The sequence below is a fragment of the Pseudomonas sp. genome (genome assembly GCF_049300855.1).
Lineage (GTDB): Bacteria > Pseudomonadota > Gammaproteobacteria > Pseudomonadales > Pseudomonadaceae > Aquipseudomonas.
Window position 1 is genome coordinate 18,957 of record NZ_JBAQKH010000002.1, and the last position, 21,234, is coordinate 40,190.

Annotated in this window: 27 protein-coding genes; all 27 read left to right on the top strand. The window is 58.1% G+C overall.

All coding sequences use genetic code 11. From position 1 onward, the window contains the following. The first annotated feature begins 53 nt into the window (after nucleotides 1-53). The 27 genes from WA225_RS00215 to WA225_RS00345 all read left to right on the top strand — a co-directional run bounded on the left by WA225_RS00215 (nucleotide 54) and on the right by WA225_RS00345 (nucleotide 21,202). Nucleotides 54-812 carry a winged helix-turn-helix domain-containing protein gene (locus WA225_RS00215; protein ID WP_422606422.1) on the top strand — a complete coding sequence of 253 codons (759 nt, stop codon included), beginning with the start codon at nucleotides 54-56 and terminating at the stop codon, nucleotides 810-812. Then, entirely contained in the window at nucleotides 779-1,270 is a 492-nt protein-coding gene (locus tag WA225_RS00220; RefSeq protein ID WP_422606423.1) for a hypothetical protein, read from the top strand. Before WA225_RS00215 ends, WA225_RS00220 begins: the two co-directional genes overlap by 34 nt. Before the next feature lie 554 nt (nucleotides 1,271-1,824). After that, nucleotides 1,825-2,205 (top strand): DUF1090 family protein, encoded by a 381-nt coding sequence (locus WA225_RS00225; RefSeq protein ID WP_422606424.1) that lies wholly within the window; start codon nucleotides 1,825-1,827, stop codon nucleotides 2,203-2,205. Nucleotides 2,206-2,295: 90 nt separating this feature from the next. After that, nucleotides 2,296-2,478, top strand: coding sequence for a hypothetical protein (locus WA225_RS00230; protein WP_007908822.1), 183 nt, complete (start codon nucleotides 2,296-2,298; stop codon nucleotides 2,476-2,478). Between the two features lie 129 nt (nucleotides 2,479-2,607). After that, nucleotides 2,608-3,351 carry a LexA family transcriptional regulator gene (locus WA225_RS00235; RefSeq protein ID WP_422606425.1) on the top strand — a complete coding sequence of 248 codons (744 nt, stop codon included), beginning with the start codon at nucleotides 2,608-2,610 and terminating at the stop codon, nucleotides 3,349-3,351. 553 nt (nucleotides 3,352-3,904) lie between these two features. After that, a complete protein-coding gene (locus tag WA225_RS00240) occupies nucleotides 3,905-4,096 on the top strand; it encodes a Com family DNA-binding transcriptional regulator (RefSeq protein WP_116254564.1) in 192 nt (63 codons plus the stop codon). A gap of 4 nt (nucleotides 4,097-4,100) precedes the next feature. After that, nucleotides 4,101-4,682 (top strand): DUF642 domain-containing protein, encoded by a 582-nt coding sequence (locus WA225_RS00245; RefSeq protein ID WP_116254563.1) that lies wholly within the window; start codon nucleotides 4,101-4,103, stop codon nucleotides 4,680-4,682. 110 nt (nucleotides 4,683-4,792) lie between these two features. Continuing rightward, nucleotides 4,793-5,131 carry a phage holin family protein gene (locus WA225_RS00250; RefSeq protein ID WP_116254562.1) on the top strand — a complete coding sequence of 113 codons (339 nt, stop codon included), beginning with the start codon at nucleotides 4,793-4,795 and terminating at the stop codon, nucleotides 5,129-5,131. 70 nt (nucleotides 5,132-5,201) lie between these two features. Next, nucleotides 5,202-5,723, top strand: a complete 522-nt coding sequence (locus tag WA225_RS00255) for a hypothetical protein (protein ID WP_422606426.1) — start codon at nucleotides 5,202-5,204, stop codon at nucleotides 5,721-5,723. Between the two features lie 3 nt (nucleotides 5,724-5,726). Continuing rightward, on the top strand, nucleotides 5,727-6,335 hold the full coding sequence (locus WA225_RS00260; protein ID WP_422606427.1) for a phage baseplate assembly protein V: 609 nt from the start codon (nucleotides 5,727-5,729) through the stop codon (nucleotides 6,333-6,335). A 15-nt stretch (nucleotides 6,336-6,350) separates the two neighbouring features. Next, on the top strand, nucleotides 6,351-6,683 hold the full coding sequence (locus tag WA225_RS00265; protein ID WP_016985063.1) for a phage baseplate protein: 333 nt from the start codon (nucleotides 6,351-6,353) through the stop codon (nucleotides 6,681-6,683). Further along, nucleotides 6,680-7,675 carry a baseplate J/gp47 family protein gene (locus tag WA225_RS00270; RefSeq protein WP_422606428.1) on the top strand — a complete coding sequence of 332 codons (996 nt, stop codon included), beginning with the start codon at nucleotides 6,680-6,682 and terminating at the stop codon, nucleotides 7,673-7,675. Before WA225_RS00265 ends, WA225_RS00270 begins: the two co-directional genes overlap by 4 nt. Next, nucleotides 7,672-8,307 carry a phage tail protein I gene (locus tag WA225_RS00275; protein WP_422606429.1) on the top strand — a complete coding sequence of 212 codons (636 nt, stop codon included), beginning with the start codon at nucleotides 7,672-7,674 and terminating at the stop codon, nucleotides 8,305-8,307. The genes WA225_RS00270 and WA225_RS00275 overlap by 4 nt, the downstream gene beginning before the upstream one ends. Then, nucleotides 8,308-11,073, top strand: coding sequence for a phage tail protein (locus tag WA225_RS00280; protein WP_422606430.1), 2,766 nt, complete (start codon nucleotides 8,308-8,310; stop codon nucleotides 11,071-11,073). A gap of 9 nt (nucleotides 11,074-11,082) precedes the next feature. Then, nucleotides 11,083-11,592, top strand: coding sequence for a DUF4376 domain-containing protein (locus WA225_RS00285; protein ID WP_422606431.1), 510 nt, complete (start codon nucleotides 11,083-11,085; stop codon nucleotides 11,590-11,592). A gap of 83 nt (nucleotides 11,593-11,675) precedes the next feature. Further along, complete coding sequence (locus tag WA225_RS00290) at nucleotides 11,676-12,098, top strand: hypothetical protein (RefSeq protein WP_034154902.1); 423 nt, start codon at nucleotides 11,676-11,678, stop codon at nucleotides 12,096-12,098. 99 nt (nucleotides 12,099-12,197) lie between these two features. Next, nucleotides 12,198-12,383, top strand: coding sequence for a hypothetical protein (locus tag WA225_RS00295; protein ID WP_007908808.1), 186 nt, complete (start codon nucleotides 12,198-12,200; stop codon nucleotides 12,381-12,383). Nucleotides 12,384-12,385: 2 nt separating this feature from the next. After that, the gene (locus tag WA225_RS00300; protein ID WP_150646974.1) at nucleotides 12,386-13,552 is read left to right on the top strand and encodes a phage tail protein; all 1,167 of its coding nucleotides are present in this window, start codon (nucleotides 12,386-12,388) and stop codon (nucleotides 13,550-13,552) included. Beyond that, a complete protein-coding gene (locus tag WA225_RS00305; protein WP_016985055.1) occupies nucleotides 13,552-14,058 on the top strand; it encodes a phage major tail tube protein in 507 nt (168 codons plus the stop codon). Before WA225_RS00300 ends, WA225_RS00305 begins: the two co-directional genes overlap by 1 nt. A 152-nt stretch (nucleotides 14,059-14,210) precedes the next feature. Continuing rightward, nucleotides 14,211-14,792, top strand: coding sequence for a phage tail assembly protein (locus WA225_RS00310; RefSeq protein ID WP_422606432.1), 582 nt, complete (start codon nucleotides 14,211-14,213; stop codon nucleotides 14,790-14,792). A gap of 128 nt (nucleotides 14,793-14,920) precedes the next feature. Continuing rightward, nucleotides 14,921-17,137: a phage tail tape measure protein gene (locus WA225_RS00315; RefSeq protein ID WP_422606433.1), complete on the top strand. Its 2,217-nt coding sequence runs from the start codon at nucleotides 14,921-14,923 to the stop codon at nucleotides 17,135-17,137. Further along, on the top strand, nucleotides 17,137-17,520 hold the full coding sequence (locus tag WA225_RS00320; protein WP_422606434.1) for a phage tail protein: 384 nt from the start codon (nucleotides 17,137-17,139) through the stop codon (nucleotides 17,518-17,520). The genes WA225_RS00315 and WA225_RS00320 overlap by 1 nt, the downstream gene beginning before the upstream one ends. Further along, nucleotides 17,513-17,725 carry a tail protein X gene (locus WA225_RS00325; protein WP_150691992.1) on the top strand — a complete coding sequence of 71 codons (213 nt, stop codon included), beginning with the start codon at nucleotides 17,513-17,515 and terminating at the stop codon, nucleotides 17,723-17,725. The genes WA225_RS00320 and WA225_RS00325 overlap by 8 nt, the downstream gene beginning before the upstream one ends. Nucleotides 17,726-17,734: 9 nt before the next feature. Then, on the top strand, nucleotides 17,735-18,763 hold the full coding sequence (locus WA225_RS00330; protein WP_422606435.1) for a phage late control D family protein: 1,029 nt from the start codon (nucleotides 17,735-17,737) through the stop codon (nucleotides 18,761-18,763). Between the two features lie 179 nt (nucleotides 18,764-18,942). After that, complete coding sequence (locus WA225_RS00335; protein WP_422606436.1) at nucleotides 18,943-19,527, top strand: phage tail terminator protein; 585 nt, start codon at nucleotides 18,943-18,945, stop codon at nucleotides 19,525-19,527. Beyond that, a complete protein-coding gene (locus tag WA225_RS00340) occupies nucleotides 19,524-19,706 on the top strand; it encodes a DUF2635 domain-containing protein (RefSeq protein ID WP_422606437.1) in 183 nt (60 codons plus the stop codon). The genes WA225_RS00335 and WA225_RS00340 overlap by 4 nt, the downstream gene beginning before the upstream one ends. Beyond that, nucleotides 19,706-21,202, top strand: coding sequence for a phage tail sheath subtilisin-like domain-containing protein (locus WA225_RS00345; protein ID WP_422606438.1), 1,497 nt, complete (start codon nucleotides 19,706-19,708; stop codon nucleotides 21,200-21,202). Before WA225_RS00340 ends, WA225_RS00345 begins: the two co-directional genes overlap by 1 nt. The last annotated feature ends 32 nt before the right edge of the window (nucleotides 21,203-21,234 follow it).

Genomic DNA, 21,234 nt, shown 5'->3' on the forward strand with positions numbered 1-21,234 from the left:
AAAGCTATCGAATGATCGGAATTCGAGGATTGCAGATCAGTTGAGGACGCAGCTTGGAACAGTCAGAGGGCATCGGCTCAGGAGCATCAGCGAGCAATTGTTACTACGATGCGGAAAAAATGACCCTCAGCCGGGCGCGGCAGTCGGCGGTGCTGGGCAGCAATGAAAGTGACCTGCTGCTGGCCCTGATAGCCGGCGTGACCGACAAGGAACAGCTTATCTCCCGAGTCTGGGGGGAGCGCGGCCTGGTGATTTCCGACAGCAGTTATTACAAAACGCTGCACATGCTCCGCGCGCATTTCGCTGACGTCGGGTTACCTCGGGACAGTCTTAAGACGTTGCCTCGCCGTGGCGTGGTGCTGTTGTGTGAAATCCGGTTGGTCAGCGCACAGACTCAAGCCTCTGAGTCGTCGCCTGCGGTGGTAAACGATGCTGAACCATTCATCGTCGACTCTCCCTCGATGAAAAAGCCATTCAATCGTTACTGGCGCTTCCTTTTACCAGCAATCCTGGTGCCGGCGATTGCTCTTCCGGTCTTTTACGCTTATCTGGTGTTTAAAAAACCTGCTGATCTGGAGGAGTGGAAACTCATCTGGCAAGAAGGCGAGGCGAAGTTGTATGTAGAAGAAAGTGAAAGAATGTCCAAAGAAGAAATTGTCAAGGCGCTCAGCGAGTTCGAACCACCCATTGTATTGTCCGATGTTAACTACTATGTGCGAAAGCCGCTCTCCCAATTACTGGTCAAGTGTATCAAGCCGGAAAGTAAGGGGGAGGCCATATGCGTGAACTATCAACTCGTTGGAAAAAAGTAATCGCACTGTTTGGCATCTTGTCTGTATGCATCTTTGGTGCTCTGATTATCAAGTATTTCTATTTTATTAATCGCGATATTCCACGCGCACCCTGTTTTGCATCCATCGATTTTGTGCATACTCAAGATCACAAAGTCCGTTGGCATGGCGTTGGTGATATGACGATCGATCCAAAGGAGGGCGCTCTCTATGTGTACTACGTCGTCAAAACCCCTGAAGGCAAAATTTATACCTATGATCGAAAGTTCGAGATTGCGTTGACGTATCTGGACACTTCCAGGTTTCTGTTCAAGACGCGTTCGATTGTAAAGTTTGATGCGGACACCGCCGGCGATGAACTTCCGTTTATGGAAAGAGGTTTTCAAGGCGGTATGGTGACGTTCAATTACTTCTCCGATACCGAGTACTACTACAACATCAATAACTTGATCAATGGCGTATGCCACGTCCCTCGCTAGCGAAAAACCCGGGGTGCAAGGCCTCTGGGCGATTAAGTAAGACTGAGTAAGAGGCCTGTAAGGCCTTGACGGCCACGGGTCGTTAATATGATTCGAGTCAAGCCAACAGCCCCTGCGACTACCCGAGAGTCAGCGCAGTGCGGCTATTTTCTGCCTTGAATTATATGGCGATGTTTAAGCTGTTGAGGAACGTTATAGATGCTCTGGTTTTGCGTGCGCAGTGCTCATGGGGCCAAGTCTCCCGTCTGGAAGCGATCAATTGCAATAAACAGGGACGGTATCGTGTTTGTGCCGGCGGTTATTGGGGGAAAAGAAAAGGACATCAGTATTTCCACGTTGTCTGATCGTACTCCGGTGTTGCTGTGCTTCGATCATGTTTACGTACCGGTGGTGTGGATGGTTGAACACTTCCCAATGTGTAGAGCTCGCTGTAGCGAAATGATGATGGCAGCACTTTTTGCTATACGGGAAACGTTAGTTAGTCGCGAGGCATGGTCTCGGGTGAGCTACTTTCATGGGCGCGCTGGAGAAAAAAACTATCTGGGGTTCGTCTGATGAGATCAAGTCTGTTGTGGAATCTGTCCCTGCTGATTGGCAGCGTTTTGATCATCGATAATTCAAGGGCTGACTCGCGGGAAAGTTGCGCGCAGCGCCGCGCTGAACTTGTGTTGCAAATTGAGCGCGCTGATAAGGCGGACAATGTATATCGCAAGTCCGGTCTGGAGCGGGCGCAGGCCAATGTCGAGCGTTATTGCCAAGAACCCTCCGCGCAAGATGACCGTTCAAGCTCCATCCAAAAGGCCGAAGCCGAAGTGCGACGCAGACAGAACTATCTGGAGGCCGCCCGTCAGTACGGCGATGTGAAAGTCATCAAGAAACAGGAAGCCAGGCTCGAACGGGCTCAGACAAAACTGCAAAAACTCATGGATGAGTAAAGGTTCACCCACCGCCAACGAACCGCAGCTGGTTTTCTTTTCTCAACTCCGCAATTCAACGTGCTCATCAGTGACGCCTGGAAATCGAATATGAAAAACATCCTTATCTTTGCTTCAGTCTTTACTTCTGCTGTGCTGATCTCTGGCTGCACCGCCACCGACTGGGTGCATGCTGCCGGCGGGATCATGGGCGCCAAGGACGATTACGACAGGAAAGCCAGAACCGATCGACTTAAAAAAGCCAATGCTGCCGCGCGTCGCGTCAAAGGCTGACCACTAGTTGGAGCCGGGCCGTTATTCAATTCAAAATGATGGCTCGGCAATATCATTTTGAGGCTGAATTCATATTTATGCGTTAATTATGCAAAACAGCATTTGTCTTCGCGAAAAACTTCAAGCACTATGCGCGTTATGCAAAAACGCAACGTATCCTCCGTCTTAAGAGCACTGCTCGACCAGCACGGGATCTCCCCCACGGAGCTCCACCGTCGCACCGGCGTGCCTCAATCCACTCTCTCGCGGATTCTCAGCGGGAAGATCGTCGATCCCTCGGATAAACACATTTCGAAGATTGCCGAATACTTCAACGTGAGCACTGATCAGTTGCGCGGGCGCGCCGACGTCGCACAGACGGCCGGCGGTGCGCGCGCTGACGTTCACGCGGAGCTCAAGGACATAATGCTGTGGGACGACGATACGCCTGTCGATGATGACGAAGTATCGGTGCCGTTCCTTCGCGAGGTTGAATTGGCTGCTGGATCAGGAAGATTCGTCATCGAAGAGAGCGAGCGCTCTAGCCTGCGCTTCGGCAAGCGCAGCCTGCGCCATAACGGTGTGCAGTTCGACCAGGCCAAATGCGTGACAGTGCGCGGCAACAGCATGTTGCCGGTATTGCGCGATGGCGCCACCGTCGGCGTCAATGCGGGCAAGTGCGGCATTGGCGACATCATTGATGGTGACCTTTACGCAATCAACCACAATGGCCAGTTGCGCGTGAAGCAACTCTATCGCTTGCCCACCGGCATTCGTCTGCGCAGCTTCAATCGCGATGAACACCCGGACGAGGACTACAGCTTCCAGGAAATCCAGGAAGAGCAGATCGTCATTCTCGGTCACGTCTTCTGGTGGGGCATGTACGCCCGCTAACCACGCCGACTTCAGATAAGCCTGCCAATCGGCGGGTTTTTTTTCGCCTTGATGAAACCGCCAAACCCTTGAGTTGCGGGGCTTCCATGCATCTGCGCATTTCATGTGCATAAATAAATGCATTTACGCATTGACTGGATATGCATACATGCATATCCTTGCCACCAAGCCGCTCGACAAAGCGGCTGGCAAGAAAGCTCTTTAGTTCCACAAGAACAGGCAGCGATGAACCGGCCTCAACGGTTCAGAGGGTTGGCAACTGACCCGGGTGTGCAGCGTAAAGCACCAGAAGCAGTTATCCGGCGGGCAGGGACCGCGGTCGGAAAAACAATTTGAATGGACTCGTACCGCGCCAGTAGCGCCGAAAAGTCAGCTTCCTTCACGAACACAGGATTGGAAGGAAGGCGAAGGAGCGCATTACTGAAAAGCCCGGCATTGGTGCCGGGCTTTTTGGAATGCCTGCCTCCAGCTTGCAGATCGAACCTGTCTGCAGATTCATCGCTTGACCCGCCCACAACGGAAGTTGCCGGCAGACATCAAAAAGGCATTGCAGATGTTGAAAGATTGCAGATGTGGAAAGTGTAAAAGACTGCTCGCCAGGATGGGCGAGTACACAGAGTTCCAGATCAAATGTTCCCGATGTGGAACATTGAATCATGTGAGGGCCGGGAGCCCCGAACGATCGCCTGTGAGCGACTTGAGTGCTGCATCGCCAGCACACCCTGATCAATCCACTCATAGGTAGAGACATGAATACTTTGAAGAAATACGCAGCACCGTTTCTGATCGCTGCTGCACTGCTGGGTAATGGCGGTAGCGCGGTTGCCGCTAACCTGTTGGTCAACGGCAGCTTTGAACAGCCCGGCTGCGCCGGCAGCTGCATTCTGGACACCCCGGCGAAAGCTAATTTCATCACCGGCTGGACGACGTTTCTGTCCGGTGCCGAATACTTCAACATGCCGGCCTCGATCGGTGGTTCCGCGGCCGCAGACGGCGTGGTGATCGTTGACCTGGCCAACTACGTTTACGGCAATGGGGGAGGGATTCAGCAGAACTTCGCCACCACCGTGGGCGCCAAGTACCGATTGACCTTTAGCGCGGGTAACTCGCGTTACGCCAGCCGCTCCGGTGATGGTGTCATTCAAGTGAAAGTGGCCGGCCAGACCGCCACCTTCAACACGCCGTCTGCCAAAGGCGTCGCGGTTGAGTGGAACACCGTCACTTATGATTTCACCGCAATCACTCCACAGACGACGTTGGCGTTTTTCAACGAGCAGAATCCGTATGCCAACTTTGCCTTTATCGACAACGTCATTGTTGAGCGTCTGTAATTCTGACCGCCGCGGATCGAAGGCGTTTTATCCAAGCGTGAAAGGCGACACCGTTACGGTGTCGCTTCCTCACAACCCCTTTATTCATCAACGCTCTCAGGAGGCGTGACATGACAACCGAGCAACAAGCATTGGCCGATATGCCAATCTGGCTGGTCATCCTCCTCGCCGTTGTCGGCGGGGTGTCCGGCGAAATGTGGCGCGCCGACAAGGAGGGCGCACGTGGCTGGCCGCTGCTGCGCCGTCTGGCCCTGCGCTCCGGCGCCTGCATGATCTGCGGCGTGTCGGCGATCATGCTGCTGTACGCCGCTGGCATGTCGGTCTGGGTGGCTGGCGCGTTTGGTTGCCTGACAGCGATGGCTGGCGCCGACGTCGCCATCGGCTTGTACGAACGCTGGGCCGCAAAGCGCATCGGCGTCTGCGAAGTCCCGCCCCGCGACCAGCCTTAACCTCAAATGTTATTCGTGCCGCCCTTTGGGCGGCAGGGCTGCGCGTGGACGATTGAAAAGGAGGTCATGTATGCCCACACCGATCCAGCAGCCGTCGCAACTGTTCACAGCCATCGCGACGACGCTGCGCAACACTGCCGGGCTCAACATCAATGTCGGCAATCACGATGATTTCACTGCACCGGGCGATCAGGCCTGGGTGTTGATCGACTTCGACCGGAATGGGGCGGGAGTACGTGGCGCTGACGGGCGAATTGCGCATGTCATGACGGTGTCCCTGCAAGTCATCCCGGCCCTTTCCGCCAGCGCATTTGCAGCATGCGATCTGATTGCTGTGCTGAAAAACCTGATCACCGACAACCGCTGGAATTTGCCTGGCGATCAATGCGATTTGCCAATGAACATCGATGGCCTGCCGTCGCTGCTGATCCGCGCCGATCAGCAATACAAGGCCTGGAATCTGGCGTTCGAGCAGACCCTCTACCTCGGTCCGACCTTGCTTGACGACCCGCTCGGCACACCGAAATTCGCCCGTACCTGGGAAGTCAGCAACATCGACGACCCGGATCAATACACCGCGCTGGAGGCCTGACCGATGTTCGACGCATTACTGCGTATGCAACTGGGCCCGATCATCGAACGCCTGGCCGAAATGGAAGCGGAAATCGACGACCTGCACCGTCGCGCCGAAAGCTTCTGTCGCATCGGCATTTGCCAGACAGTCGATGCGGCAAGCAATACCTGCCAGGTCAGCCACGGTGGCTTACTGACGCCGGCGATCAAGTTTTTCAACCCCAGCGCCGGCGCACAGAGTGAGTCGCGGATTCCAACCGTGGGTGAGCAGTGTCTGCTGTTCAACTACGGCAGCGGCGAAAGCGGCGCACAAAGTGTCGCCCTGTTCGGCCTGAACAGTGACCGCTTTCCACCCGTTTCGACTGTCCCCACGCTGACGCGACGGGTTCATGTCGACGGCAGCGAAAGCGGTTACGACGACGCCACGCACACCCTGCACTGGCAGAACGGACCGGCCGCCTTCAGCGGTTCTCGCCAGGCGCTGGAACTGAGCATCGGCCCGGCACGACTGGCGATGACACCACAACTGATCACCCTGCAACTGGGTGCCGTCGGCCTGACCATCGACCCTTCGGGTGTGCACTTCAGCGGTCCCTTGGTCGATCACCAGGGCCGTGTCATCAGCCCCTGATTCAAGAGCCTCCACATGATCGGAATCGATAGAGACAGCGGGGCCACGGTCGACGACTGGCTGCAATTTGTGCAGCGCGCGACCCGGGCCCTGACCACGCCGCTGGGCACCCGGCAAAAACGCCCGTTGTACGGATCGTTGATCCCCACGCTGTTGGGGCAGAACCTCGGTGACGACGTGCTGCTCCTGGCGCAGAGCCACGCCGCGCAAGCGTTCTACAACAAGCAAAACGGCATCGACGATTTTCAGCCACAAGTGATCGTCGCCAGCCGTCAGGGCGCCGGTCTGTTGTTGCGTTTCGCCGGCACCTGGAAAAACCGTCAACAGACATTCGAGGTCGTGACATGAGCATGTTGATCCCCGGCCAGAACCAATTGGCCGAACCCGCACTGATCACCGTTGAAGCCTTCGAAGATCTGCTCGCCGAGTTCAAGACGTTCGTCGTCGAGTACGTCGGGGCGCGTTCGCCGGACAGCGCCGCGAAACTCAAGACCAGCCTCGACAACGAAAGCGAACTGCTGACGCTGGCGCTGGAAGCTTTCTGCGTCCGACTGCAAACCCACGAACGCAAATACAACGCTCGCATCAAGCAGATGCTGGCGTGGTGGGCGACCGGCAGCAACCTCGATGCGCGGCTGGCCGACATGGGCCTTGAGCGACAATTGCTCGAACCCGGCGATCCAGCGGCATTCCCGCCGGTGCCGGCGATTTATGAAAGCGACGACGACGCTCGCCTGCGTTATTACCTCGCGCCGCATGCACCGGCAGCAGGTTCGCGGATGCAGTATCGCCGCGAAGTTTTCACCCTCGGCGAGCGTCCGACGGTGCAGGTCGAATCCACCGAGGCGGGTGTGGTGAATGTCACTTACACCTTCAACCCCGATGGTCTCGCCGCGCAGGTCAAGGATGGCAATGGGCGACGCACCGCGCCCGGTGAAGTGCAGGTCACGGTGCTGTCCCGCGACGGTGATGGCACGCCTTCCGCGACATTGCTTGAGGGCGTTCGTCAGCACTTCGCGCGGCCGGATGTGTGCCCGGAAACCGACCTCGTCACCGTCAAGGCTGCCGACATTCAGCGCTATAAAATTCGTGTCGTCGCCAAGATCAATTCCGGCCCCGATTCGGGCCTGACCAAAGTCGCCGCGCAACAGCAACTGCAGGCCTACGCCGACAGTTGTCATCGCCTCGAAGGCCGGGTCGATCCGAGCTGGATCGACTTCACGCTGCACAGCGCCGGCGCCGTGCAACTGCAGATTCTCGAACCGCTGGCACCGATCGTGACCACAGCGTTTCAAGCGCCGTACTGCACAGCGGTCGAGGTTGAGGTGCTGACGCTATGAGTGAGCAAACTCAGCGCCCGACACTGTTGCCTGCGAACAGCTCTGCACTTGAGCGAGGTCTGGATCTGGGCTTCGGCGCGTTGCTTGATCGCATCGCGCCGCCGTTCCCCGAACTGATGAATCCCGCAGAAACACCGGTTGCCTTTCTGCCGTATCTGGCAGCGGATCGCGGCGTGGCTGAATGGAGCACCGCTGCGCCGGAGGCGGAAAAGCGCCTGACCGTCGAACTCGCCTGGCCCACCGCGCGCCAGGCCGGCACTCGCAAGGCGCTGGAAAACGCCGCCAAGGGTTTGCAGTTGCGTCCCGAGATCCGCGCCTGGTACGAACAGACGCCGCCCGGCGCGCCTTACAGCTTTTCGGTACGAGCTTTCAGCGAGCAACCCTACAGCGAAGAAATTGATGCGCGTCTCGACCGACGCCTGGCTGATGCCAAAAGCGAACGCGATGTGCTGACGGTCTCCGTTGGCTTGAGCGCTTTCGGCAATCACGTCATCGGCGCCGCGACGTTCTGCGGCGAACTGACCACGATTTATCCAGTGTTCATCGAAGGGCTCGAAACCTCGGGAGAGGCATTCATGGCTGCCGGCATGTACACCGTCGAAACATCCACTATTTATCCTCAGGGGGCCTGAATGGCTGACTATTACACCCTGCTCACCAACGCAGGGATTGCCTACGAAACGGCGTGCAAGGCCGCGGGCACGCCGATCAAGTTGACGCAGATTTCCGTCGGCGATGGCGGCGGCACGGTCTACAACCCGGCCGCGACCGCCACTGCGCTGAAGCGCGAAGTCTGGCGCGGGCCGCTCAATGCGCTGTTCCAGGACGAGAAGAATCCTAGCTGGCTGCTCGCTGAAGTGACCATCCCGCCGGATGTTGGTGGCTGGTATGTGCGAGAAGCGGGGCTGTGGACTGATACCGGGATTCTCTACGCCATCGTCAAATATCCGGAGTCGTTCAAACCGGTTCTGGCCACTTCGGGCTCGGGCAAAGAGTTCTACATTCGTTCGATTTTCGAGACCAGTAATGCGTCGCTGGTGACGTTGTTGATTGATGACACGGTGGTGAAAGCCACGCGTGCCTGGGTCATGAGTTACCTCGCCGAAGAACTCGGCAAACTCGATGGCAAGCAGTCGGTGCGTGTTGCCGCATCTACCAACATCTTGTTGAGCGGTGCACAGCAAATCGACGGTGTCGCAGTGATTGCTGGCGACCGCGTGCTTGTTGCGAACCAGACCTTGGCCAAGGACAACGGCCTGTGGATCGTTGCCAATGGTGACTGGGTACGGGCGACCGATGCCAACAGCAGCGCCAAGGTCACGCCGGGCCTGACGGTGATGGTCGAGGAGGGCACGGCGAACGGTGATTCGCTGTGGCACCTGACCACCAATGCACCGATTACTCTCGGCACCACGTCGCTGACGTTCAAGATGCTCGCCGGTCGCACCGGGATTGCTGCCGGGACCTACAAAAGTCTCACGGTGGATGAATATGGCCGCGCGACTGCGGGTGCGAATCCTGAGACGCTGGCCGGATTCGGCATCAAGGATTCGTACACCAAGGCTGAAGTTGAAGCGTTGATTGCCAAGGCGTCGGCATTGCCGGTGGGCTCGATTGTCGCGTTCCCGGTTGATGCACCTCCGCCGGGTTTTCTGGAGCTGGATAACAGCGTCCAGAGCAACGCACTCTACCCTGACCTTAGCGCCTATCTGGGTGGCAAGTTCAATAAGGGGAATGAGGGCGTTGGTAATTTCCGCTTGCCAGAGGCTCGTGGTGAGTTTTTGCGCGGTTGGGATCATGGACGTGGCAGCGATGTCGGGCGCGCATTAGGCAGCTGGCAATCTGACGAAATAAAAGCGCACGCTCATACAACCGTCTATGAACTAGTCACAGATTTGTTTGCAGCAGGAACAGTGACTCGCAATTTTGTTCAGGATTTCGGAACTTCGAATAGTGTGCAAACAAACGCGGCTGGTGGGGCTGAAACCCGCCCGCGCAACATCGCCGTCATGTGGTGCATCAAAGCCTGGAACGCCCCGGTCAATCAGGGAAACATCGACGTAGCGGCACTGGTCAAGGAAGTGTCGCGGCTCGGATCTGCCGTACCGGTTGGTGCGGTGATGGCCTTCCCGACAGGTATCGTTCCACCGGGTTTTCTGGAACTGGATGGCAGTGTGCAAAGCACTGCGACCTATCCGGATCTGGCGGCGTTTCTCGGTACCACTTACAACAAGGGTAATGAAGGCGCAGGCAACTTTCGGTTGCCCGAGTCGCGCGGTGAATTCTTGCGTGGCTGGGATCATGGACGTGGAGCCGATGCTGGTCGGGCAATTGGCAGTTGGCAGAAGGGGTCTGAACACATTTTCGACACTGGCACTTCGGTAGCGAATGTTTCAGACAGGAACTCGGTTACGTCACCAGTCACTGCCCTGTCTAATATGGGATACGACACTGTCAGTGCTTCGGATTACCCGGGAGCCGAATATACAGTCTCCACCGCAAACACAAGCGCCCCTGTATCAAACAATGACCAGACAGCTTTTGGTGCGACACGCCCGCGTAACTTAGCCGTCATGTGGTGCATCAAGGCCTGGAATGCGCCGATCAATCAGGGAAGCATCGACATTGCTGCATTGGCTGCGGATATCAAAAGCTGGCGGCTCAACGGCCCTGAGCTCGGAGCGACTCGTAATTTGCGAGTGTCGCTACCTGCGGCCGCTTCGGTTGCGACACTCACGGCTGATCAGTTGATTGTTGAGCAACCCGGTATCGCTCAATACAAATTGTCGAGCGTCAATCTATCTATAGATTTGACGACCATTGGTGCTGGTGGGATGGATGTCGGAGTTGCCCCGGCGCTCGGCAGTGTCGGGATATACGTTATCTATAACCCAGTGCTGCGTATTGCCAAGCTACTCGGCGTCAATGCGTCCTCGGCGTTGATTCCTGAGGTTTATTCCGGCGCTTACATGCCGGCCGGATACACCTCAAGCGCGCTGGTCAGCGTTTGGCAAACCGACACCAATCGATTGATGGTTACCGGTGTCCAGCACCAACGCCTGATATCCATCCCCAGAGCGCAAGTCTTGTCTAACGGGGCGTCTTTGACATGGACTCCTGTTTCCCTGGCGTCGATTGTTCCGAAAAACGCAAAATCCGTCGGCGGGTATGTTCACTACATCAGCAGTGCTGAAAGCGCTGGGGGTGGTTATCTGGGACTTGCTTCTGATGCGGTGGGGACTGGATTAAAAACTGTCGGTATTGGCGGGATGCTGGGGTTGGGGGTTCTCGGTTCATTCTCCGACCTGGTAATGACCACGCCACAAACGATTCACTACATCCTGGACTCAATTTTGTCCCGAGCTAATTCCGTCCATATTTCCCAATACACGTTTTAGGGGATACCCATGTTGAGAGCGTACTCAAAAGAGGGAACAGCCTTTCGAGGTGTCGCCCCTGATTGGCCATTGGCAGAGGGAGAAATTCTTTTTGACCATGAACCTTCTGAAAAAGAACTGGAAGACGCGTTTGGTTTCGCTTCTGGCGAATTGGTAAAAAGCCGTCAGTTGACTTTGATTACTGCAGAACGATTCCGCCGAGAAGGTTCGGGAATCGTGGTCGAGGGTGTGGCTATCGATACTTCCCGAGACAGCCAGTCGCTGATTGCTGGCATGGCCGTTTCTGCGATGTTGAACCCTGCTTATCAATGCAGTTACAAAGCTGTGGACGGCTTTGTCGAACTGACTGCTTCGCAAATTCTTGCTGTAGCAACGGCTGTTCGATCGCATGTTCAGACTTGCTTTGACCGGGAAAGGGCTCTGTCGGAAAGCGTTGTTGCCGGCACCTACACCGATGCCATGCTCAAGGACGGTTGGCCAGACCAGCCCCCAGTTACACCCACCTCAGCACTTCAATAAACGCCCCACACCGTGGGGCGTTTCCATATCTGGCCACCCAGGCGGTGGCTTAGAGTCGTTACTTATCAAACAAGGAAGAACCTATGTTTTACGCACCCTCCACGGGCGGTTTTTACGATCCTGCCTTTCATACCGAAATTCCAAGCGATGCAGTTGAGATCTCTCAGGAGTACTGGCTCGAGTTATTGAACGGGCTGTCTACCGGCAAGATGATTGTCATGAATGAAAATAACTATCCGGTGCTGGTTGATCGGCCGGGGCCAACGCCTGCGGAACTTGAGAGCATTGAACGCTACTGGCGCAAACAGCAGATCGCGCTCACTGATCCCGTGGTCAACCGTCACCGTGACGAGGTGGACCGTTGGCCAACCCAGCTGACCCCGGCGCAATACATCGAGTTGCAAACGTACCGCCATGTGCTTCGTCTGTGGCCGGAGGGCGGTGAGTTGCCCTTGAGCGAACACCGCCCGGCAGCGCCGGAATGGCTCGCTAGCCTGCCTGAATAAAAACGCCCCGCACTGACGGGGCGTTTTCTTATCCGCTGATCAGCAACTGATAGCCCCTTGTTGAAACCAAGGGGCTTTTTCGTCTTTGGAGAAACCCGAATGGCAACCCGCCAAACCTACACCGTACTCGTTCCATTCCCCACCGGCGGTGGGCACTGGTCGAGCATCGGTCAAGACCTTGATCTGCTCGACGTCGAGGCCAGTGCCTTGCACTTCGCCGGTCGACTGGAACTGAAAACCCCAACCACCCAGGCCAAAAAGGCCGCTGCCAAGAAGGCTGACTGAATATGGCTGAGGTTCTGAACTTCGAGCACAACGGCATTACCGTCAATGCCACCGAATCCCCCGAGGCCATGGGTGGCCTGGGTGACAACGTCATCGGTCTGGTCGGCACTGCGCCGAAAGCCGATCCGCTGATTCCGCGTAACGCGCCGTTCCGCATCAACAGCTTCACCACCCACGCGCTGCTCGATCCGACCGGTTCGGAAGAGGGCACCCTGTACCACGCGGTTTACCAGATCCTCAAAGTGGTCAAGGTGCCGGTCTACGTGGTCATCGTCGAAGCGGGCGCGACCCCGGCCGACACCGTCAACAACGTGATCGGCGGTGTTGATCCGCTGACCGGCCGCAAGCTCGGTCTGGCTGCACTGGGCAGCGTCCCGGAAGACCTGACCATCATCGGCGCGCCGGGCTTTACCGGCACCAAAGCAGTGGCCAGCGAGTTCGCTTCGTTCGGCAAGCGCATCAAGGCCCGTGTGGTGCTGGACGGCAAGGACGCCTCGGTCGCTGATCAAGTGCTGTACAGCCAGGAATTGGGCGGTGCCGATCTCGGTTTCGACCGTTGCCTGGTGGTGCACAACATGCCGGCCGTGTACTCGAAAGCGGCGAAGAAAAATGTGTTCCTGTCGCCTTCCAGCCTGGCGATTGCCGCACTGGCCAAGGTCAAGCAGTGGGAGAGCCCGGGCAACCAGGTGACCTACGCCGAAGACGTGTCGCGGGTCGTTGAATACAACATTCTCGACACCTCCACCGAAGGCGATCTGCTCAACCGCTACGGCGTCAGCTACTACGCCCGCACCGTGCTCGGCGGCTTCTCGCTGCTGGGTAACCGCTCGATCACCGGCAAGTTCATCAGCTACGTCGGCCTCGAAGATGCGATCAGCCGCAAGCTGGTCAAGGCCGGCCAGAAAGCCATGGCCAAGAACCTCACCAAATCCTTCATGGATCAAGAGGTCAAGCGCATCAACGACTGGCTGCAAACCTTGGTTGCCGACGAAACCATTCCTGGCGGCAGCGTGTATCTGCACCCGGAACTCAACAGCGTCGAGAAGTACAAGAACGGCACCTGGTTTGTGGTCATCGACTACGGCCGTTACGCGCCGAACGAACACATGGTTTATCAACTCAACGCCCGCGATGAAATCATCGAGCAGTTCCTGGAGGACGTTCTCTAATGTTTACCAACCGCGTAAGACAGGCCATCGCGGCCACCCTGCAAGGCCTGCCGCTGTCGGCGACCGTTGAAGAATTCACTCCGCCGAAGATCGAATTCGATGTGGAAGAGATGCGTGGCGGTCGCTTCATCGTCGAGGAAATGGCCAAGGGCGGCAAAGCGCTCAACGCCAAGCTGACCCTGCAAGGTCTCGGCGCCGAAGTCATGCTCGCACTGGGTGTGAAGCTGGGCGACGACATCCTGCTGAACGTGCGTGAAGCCGGTCAGGATCAGGATGGCAACACCTGGTTCACCTACCACACCGTCGGCGGCAAGCTGAAGTCCCTCGAAGAAACCGCCGTAAAAATGGGTGAAAAACCCAAGACCAATCTGGAGCTGTCCTGCCGCACCTATAACCGCCTGGAAAACGGCGTGCCGGTGATCGACATCGACGTGCGCACCCAGAAGTTCGTGCTCAACGGCGTCGACATCCTCGGTGATGCGCGGCGTGCGGTGCTGATGCCGTAATCCACGGCTTACAGGCAATGACAAAACCCTGTGGGAGCGAGCTTGCTCGCGAAAGCGGTCTGATGTTCAACATCGATGTTGACTGACCCGACGCCTTCGCGAGCAAGCTCGCTCCCACAGTGGATCTAAACGAATCACCAAGGAATTCATACATGTCGTGGATGCCACCCCAGCATGACCTGTTGTCGCCGATCACCGGCGATGACGGTTCGCAGATCAACCAGATCCAGCTCAAGCCGCTGTTCTACGCCGCACAGAAAGAAGCGCTGGAACGCGCCGGCGATGACGAAGACGATCAGTTCTTCGAACTGGCGCTGCTCGCCACCGGCCTGTCGGTCAAGGAACTCGACCAGCTCAAGCGCCCGGACTACGTGAGCATCGCGCAGTACGTGCATGAGATGTCGACCCAGCCTGCGTCGTACTTTCTCGAGAAGGTCGAAGACGCGGAAAAGTCCACCGATCCCGACGAAGTGCAACTGCTGCAACCGCTCGCCGTGACCGGCCGCACCGTGACCTCGCTGTCGCTGGAAATGCCTGTGCTGCGCGCCACCAAAGTGATGAAGAAACTGAAAACGGCCAAGGAACGCGCCGAGTTCATCACTGCCCATTGCACCGGCCTGATGATCCCCGATCTGGCCCTGATGACCGTCCCTGACTGGACGCAATTGCAGGTGCGCATCGACGATTTTTTAAACCAGCCGGCGGCCTACTTTCGGAACGCGACATCGAAGTAATCCTCGATATCGTCCCGCTCATTTACCCGGTAAGTGAAGCGGAGATTCTGGAATGGAACGCCGAAAAGGCGTTGCGCCGCTACGACATAGCGATCACTCGCCTTGGCGTGAAACAGGAGTAGAGCGGCATGGCAGAGAGCAAATATGCGCTCACGTACGCCGGTGAGGGCGGCAATACAACGGGCGGATTTACACTGCCCGACAACCTCGGCAAACCGCTGCAGGATTTGAATCTGACGCTAGCGTTGGCAAGCGTGGATATTCGTTTGTTGACTCAGGAGCAGATCAAGCTGCGCGAACTGTTGGTGAGCCAGCAATCGCTATTCAAGGTCGTGGCGGCGGCCCCGGCTGCCAATAGTGAGCCGAAGTCAAAGCTCAAGGCAGAGGTCGAGCAGCGCTCACCGCCTAAAGCCATGCAAGCCACGATGGCACAGCAGACCTCTTTGTCTGAACTCAATCGAGTGCTGAAACTGGACAAGGATCAACTTCAGGCGCTTTCACAAGAAACCCTGAGGATGACCAGCGAGAAACAGGTTGCTCCCAGTGGCGCCACCGGCGTGGATCTGCTGCAGGTGCAACTGGCTGCGGCCAAGTCGGGGGTAGGTGAAGGCCTTCAACCCGAGCTTAAAGTTGCCGCCTTGACCGATTTCGCCCGCGATGCGGCGATCAACGCTTCGGCGTTCGGCGTTGATGTGAAATCAGCCAGCGAGATGATGCTGGCTTGGCAATCAGCGATGAATCTTGATCGCGGCAAAAGCCAAAGCCTGGCCGATGCGACCAATTATCTGGGGCACAGCACGCTGGACGCGACATCGGCGGACATCGGCTCAGTTGTACAGAATGTTGGTGAAAAAGCCGTCGCCGGCGGACTCACGCCGGAGCAGGTCGCGGCACTGGCCGCAGCGTTTTTGAACAGCGGTGTTGAAAAGTCCGCAGCGGGAGCCGGGCTCAACAGTCTGATGACGGTGCTTGCCAAGGCCGACACAGCCACGGATGAGCAGCGCACTGCCTGGGCTTCGCTTGGCAATGGACTGGGGCCGGAGGCAGTCGCCACAGGCATGAAGACCGATGCGTCGGCGACCATCATCAAGGTCATGGAAGCCCTCAAGGACAAGAAGCCCGAAGAGAAGGAGGCTTTGACCAAGACCCTCTTCAGTGGCAACGACGCCATTCTCAAGTTGCTGAAAAAACCTGAGGACGTGACCAAGGCGTTCGGTCTGCTGACTGCGCCGAATCCGCAAGCCCCGTCGAAGCTCGATTACGCCGGCTCAGTCAGCAAAGACGCTGAGCAATTGGGGGGCACCTCGCAAGGGCGCGTCAATGCGCTGGACGCGAGTGTCACACGGTTGTTTACAGCCGCTGGCGGTGCATTCACCAATGCGTTCGATGATGTGGTGGTCTCTCTGGATGCTGTCGCCAGTGGCATGGCCCGCTTTGCCGAGGAGCAGCCAAGGGCGACGGCGGCCCTGCTCACGCTGGGTGGCGTTATTGCCTTGTCCCGGGGCGCGCAAATCAAAGCTGCCACGACCTCGGTCATTCGCGGTGCGGCGACAAAATTGCTGACGACGGCAGGCGCCGGTCCACTTATCGATGTTCTGGATCAGCCTGCCAGCGCTGGCGACACCGGCAAGCCCGACAAGTCCGACAAGTCCGACAAGCCTGAAAAAACTGACAAACCCGAAACAACCGGCAAGCCCAAAAAGCGCCAAAAACCGGCCAAACCCAAAGCCTCCGTCAACCCACCATCTGTCGAGCCGCTAGCACCTGAGCAACCACGCCCGACATTGCGCAGCCGTTTCACCGACGCCAAAGCCTTGGCCAAGGGATTCAGCAAAACCAATGCACTGCTGACCGTGGCCACCGCGGCTCCCGACGTGTTGATGGGGCTGGAGGAAGGCGATAACAAAATGGTCGGAGGTGCGCTGGGTTCAGCCGGTGGCAGTCTGGCCGGTGGTTATGCCGGAGCGGTTACCGGCGCGATGATCGGCAGTTTCATTCCCGTCATTGGCACGGCCATCGGCGGCGTGGTGGGCGGCATCGTCGGCAGCACGATCGGTAGCATGGGCGGTTCGTGGCTCGGTGAAAAACTGGCACCAGCCTCCGACAAACTTGCCCCGCCGGCAGATGTCGCCAAAGAACTGCCGAGCGCGCAGACGCAAAACCAGCAGGTGAGCTTTTCACCGCTGATCCAGGTCACCTGTCCGGCTCCGGACACGGCTGAACAAATCCGCACAATCATCGGGGAGCAACTGAGTGGGCAATTCCACGGCCAGTTCCTGCCGCTGTTGACCAACAACCCCCTCGCCACCCGCCGTGACGCAGCCCTGACCGATGGAGTCGCCTGATGAAACAACAAATGGCACTGGGCAGTTTCATCTTCGGCCTGTCGCGCAACTTTGCGTACCACCAGTTGTTGCGCAAGTCCGATGGCGGCTGGACCGAAATACAGATCCTCACCAGCAAACCCAAATCCAGCCAGACCGGCCAGAAGTCGGAAACCCTGACCATCACCGGCAAGTCGATGTACGCCGTGGCCATGGATCGGCTGGATGAATTGCGCGACTTGCAGGCGCTGCGTATACCGCTGCCGCTGATCGACGGCATCGGTCGCAACTGGGGTTTGTGGCGGATCAACAACGTTCAGGAAACCCAGACCCAGATCATCGATGACGGCACGGCGATGGTCGTCGATTGGGTCATCGAACTGGCGGAGTTCAATAATGCGTAAGGTTCGAAGCGTGGCCGGTGATTCGGTGAATCTGCTGCTCTACCGCGAAACCGGGCGCAGCGATGATGCCGCTGAAGATGCCCTGTGGAAACTCAACCCGACTCTGGCCGAGCACGGTCCGGTCCTGCCTGCTGGCATCTGGATCGTACTGCCTGAACTCGACAGCAAACCCGCCGCGATCAAAGCGCTCACAGCCTGGGATTAAGGAGGTTGCATGACACTGGGTTTTACCCCTGCGGTAGAAATCTACGGCTCAAACGCGGCGCTGCTCAATCAACGCCTGATCAGTTGGGAGCACATCGATGCCGCCGGGATCGAGTCTGATCAACTGACTCTGACCGTGGACCTTGAAGGCCTCGACGGGCTGCCGAACCTCGGAGGCCGAATCGGACTGAAGGTCGGCTACCGAGAAACCGAAATGGTCGACAAGGGCCAGTTCAAAGTGACACGGCTGACGCCGACGCTGTTCCCGTTCCGCCTGACACTGGTGGCCACAGCTGCACCGTTCAGCAAGGATGACGAGACCGGTTTCAAGCAGCGCCGCACCGCCAGTCATGGTCCAACAACGCTCGGCGGACTGTTTCGCGAACTGGTGTCGCGGCATGGTTTCTCACCGCGAGTTGCCCCGGATGTGTCGCTGATACGGATCGAACATATCGATCAGTCCAACGAAACCGACATGGGCTTTCTGACGCGGTTGGCGGCAAAGTACAACGTGGTCGCCAAACCGTACGATCAGATCTACGTGCTGGCGCGACCCGGTCAGACCAAATCACTGTCCGGCAAAGTGCTGGCGAACGTGATCCTGTCGGTGACCAGCAACAATCGGCCGGGTGATCACGCCTTTGTCAGCGCCACGCTGGAAGAGACTGCGCGGGCGCAGAATCAGGGCTGCATAACCCGCTGGCTGGATACTGCTACGGGTATTTTGCAAGAGGTCAAAACCGGGCTTTCGCCGTACAAGATCCTGCGCCAGCACCAACCCAGCGAAGCCGATGCCATCGCCGTGGGAGAAGGCGAAGTGCGCAAAATGCTCCGGCAAAAGTTCAAGGTGAAGATCACCTGCCCCGGCGATCCACGGCTGGCCGCCGAAGGCCTGGTGCTGCTCGATGAGACCTGGCCGGACTTCATGCGCGGACGCTGGTCGATCGACAAGGTCACCGCCAGTGGCAATCGCGAGAACAGTTATCGCTGCCTGATCGATGCGTCGTGCCTCGACCCGAAAGCCGAAGCCAAAGACTGATTCCTCAATCTCACAGCGGTGAAGATCCCTGTGGGAGCGAGCTTGCTCGCGAATGCAATCTGACATTCAAAAGAGTCATCGACTGAAACACCGCTTTCGCGAGCAAGTCGAATCGTCGCACCGTCGCTCCCACAGGTTTTGCAGTGCGCTGCAGATCGCATTCATTCTGGAGTATCCCCATGAAGATCACCCCGATCCTCACGCAATTGCGTGGGCAATGCCCAGGCCTTGCCAACCACATTTCGGTGGGCCTCGATCTGGCGTTGCTGCAAGGCAACCCGGATCTGCCGACGCCCTCGGCCCACGTGCTGCCAATCGCCGATCTGGCCAGCAGCAGCACCACCCAAAACCTCACCACCCAACCGATCCGCGAGCGCTTTGAAATCGTCCTCGTGCTTGACGCCACCGACGCTACAAAAGCGCTGGATCTGTTGCACGACCTGCGCGCCGAACTGTGGCGCGCACTGGTGGGATTCAAACCCGCTTCCGACTACAGCGCCATCGTCTATGACGGCGGCGAAATGGTCTCGATCAACAGCAGCCGCGCCTTCTACCGGCTGCGCTTTTTTGCCGAGTTCCAGCTCGGCCGCAATCTGCCGAGTCAGCCTGCGGAGAGTTGGCACGAACGCGAACTGGACGGTTTGTCGTCCTTTAACGGGGCCACCGTACGGGTCGATGCGATCGACCCGGCCGATCCCAATCTGAAACGCCCGGGCCCCGATGGGCGCGTGGAAATGACTTTCTCTGCAGAGGTAACCCCATGAGCAATCGCATCACCGTACTGCCGGTCGCTGGCCGCGCCGTACCTGACCCGGAGGCGGGCGATCTGCTGCCGCTCGAAGGCCGTGAAGTGCTGGACAGCGCCTGGTGGCGCCGACGTCTGGCCGACGGCGATATCACACTCAAAACCGCAAAAGCGGCTAAACCACAGGGAGCCAAATAATGGCGATCGGATTCAGCAATATCCCCGCGGACATTCGTGTACCGCTGTTCTATGCCGAAATGGACAACTCGGCCGCCAATAGCGCGAGCTCGACTCTGCGTCGTTTGATCGTCGCTCAAGTCAACGACAACATCGCGCCCACCGAAGTCGGCAAACTGGTGCTGGTCTCCAGTGTTGCACTGGCCAAGAGCATCGGCGGCCAGGGTTCTATGCTCGCCTCGATGTACGAGACCTTCCGCAAAGCCGACCCGATCGGCGAGATCTGGTGCCTGCCGCTGCACAACGCTGAAGGCGCCATCGCCAAAGGCGTGCTGACCCTGACCGGCACCGCTACTCAGGCTGGCGTGTTGAATCTGTATGTCGGCGGCGTGCGTGTGCAAGCCACCGTGGTCAACGGTGCCACTGCTGCACAAGCGGCCACCACACTGGCGCAGAAAATCAACGCCAGCGCCGACCTGCCGGTCAGCGCTGCCGCTGCCGAAGGTGTGGTCACCCTGAACGCCAAATGGACTGGCGACAGTGGTAACGACATCAGCCTGCAATTCAATCGCCTGGGCAAGAGCAACGGCGAAGACACCCCGGCTGGCCTGACCACTGCGATCACCGCCATGACCGGCGGCGCCGGTGTGCCGGATCAAGTGGCGGCGATTGCCGCACTGGGCGACGAGCCGTTCGAATTCATCGCACTGCCGTGGTCCGATCTGTCGACGCTCAACACCTGGCAAGCAGTGATGGACGACAGCACCGGTCGCTGGTCGTGGGCCAAGCAACTGTTCGGTCACGTCTACAGCGCCAAACGCGGCACCGTTGGTACGCTGGTCGCAGCAGGTCAGGCCCGTAACGATCAGCACATGACCATTCAGGCGCTGGAACCGGGCGTTCCGCAACCGTTCTGGGTACAAGCCGCCGCACTGGCTGCACGCACCGCCGTATTCATTTCCGCCGACGCCAGCCGTCCGACCCAAAGCGGCAGTCTGCCGGGTGTTGATCCGGCACCGGCCAGCGAACGCTTCACGCTGACCGAGCGTCAGTCGCTGCTCAACTACGGCATCGCCACCGCGTACTACGAGGGCGGTTACGTGCGCATCCAGCGTTCGATCACCACCTACCAGAAAAACGCTTACGGGCAGGCCGACAACTCCTACCTGGACAGCGAAACCATGCACCAGTCGGCGTTCATCGTGCGTCGTCTGCAAAGCGTGATCACCAGCAAATACGGCCGGCACAAACTGGCATCGGACGGCACTCGTTTCGGCGCCGGCCAACCAATCGTCACCCCGGCGACCATTCGCGGTGAACTGATCGCTCAGTACGCCAAGCTCGAACTGGAAGGCCACGTGGAGAACGCCGAGCTGTTCGCCGAGCACCTGATCGTCGAGCGTGACGTGCAGGACCCGAGCCGCGTGAACGTGCTGTTCCCGCCGGATTACATCAACGGTCTGCGCGTGTTCGCACTGCTCAACCAGTTCCGTCTGCAGTACGACGACGCGGCTTGATCCGCGCGTTTGACGGCAAATTATCAGCCCAC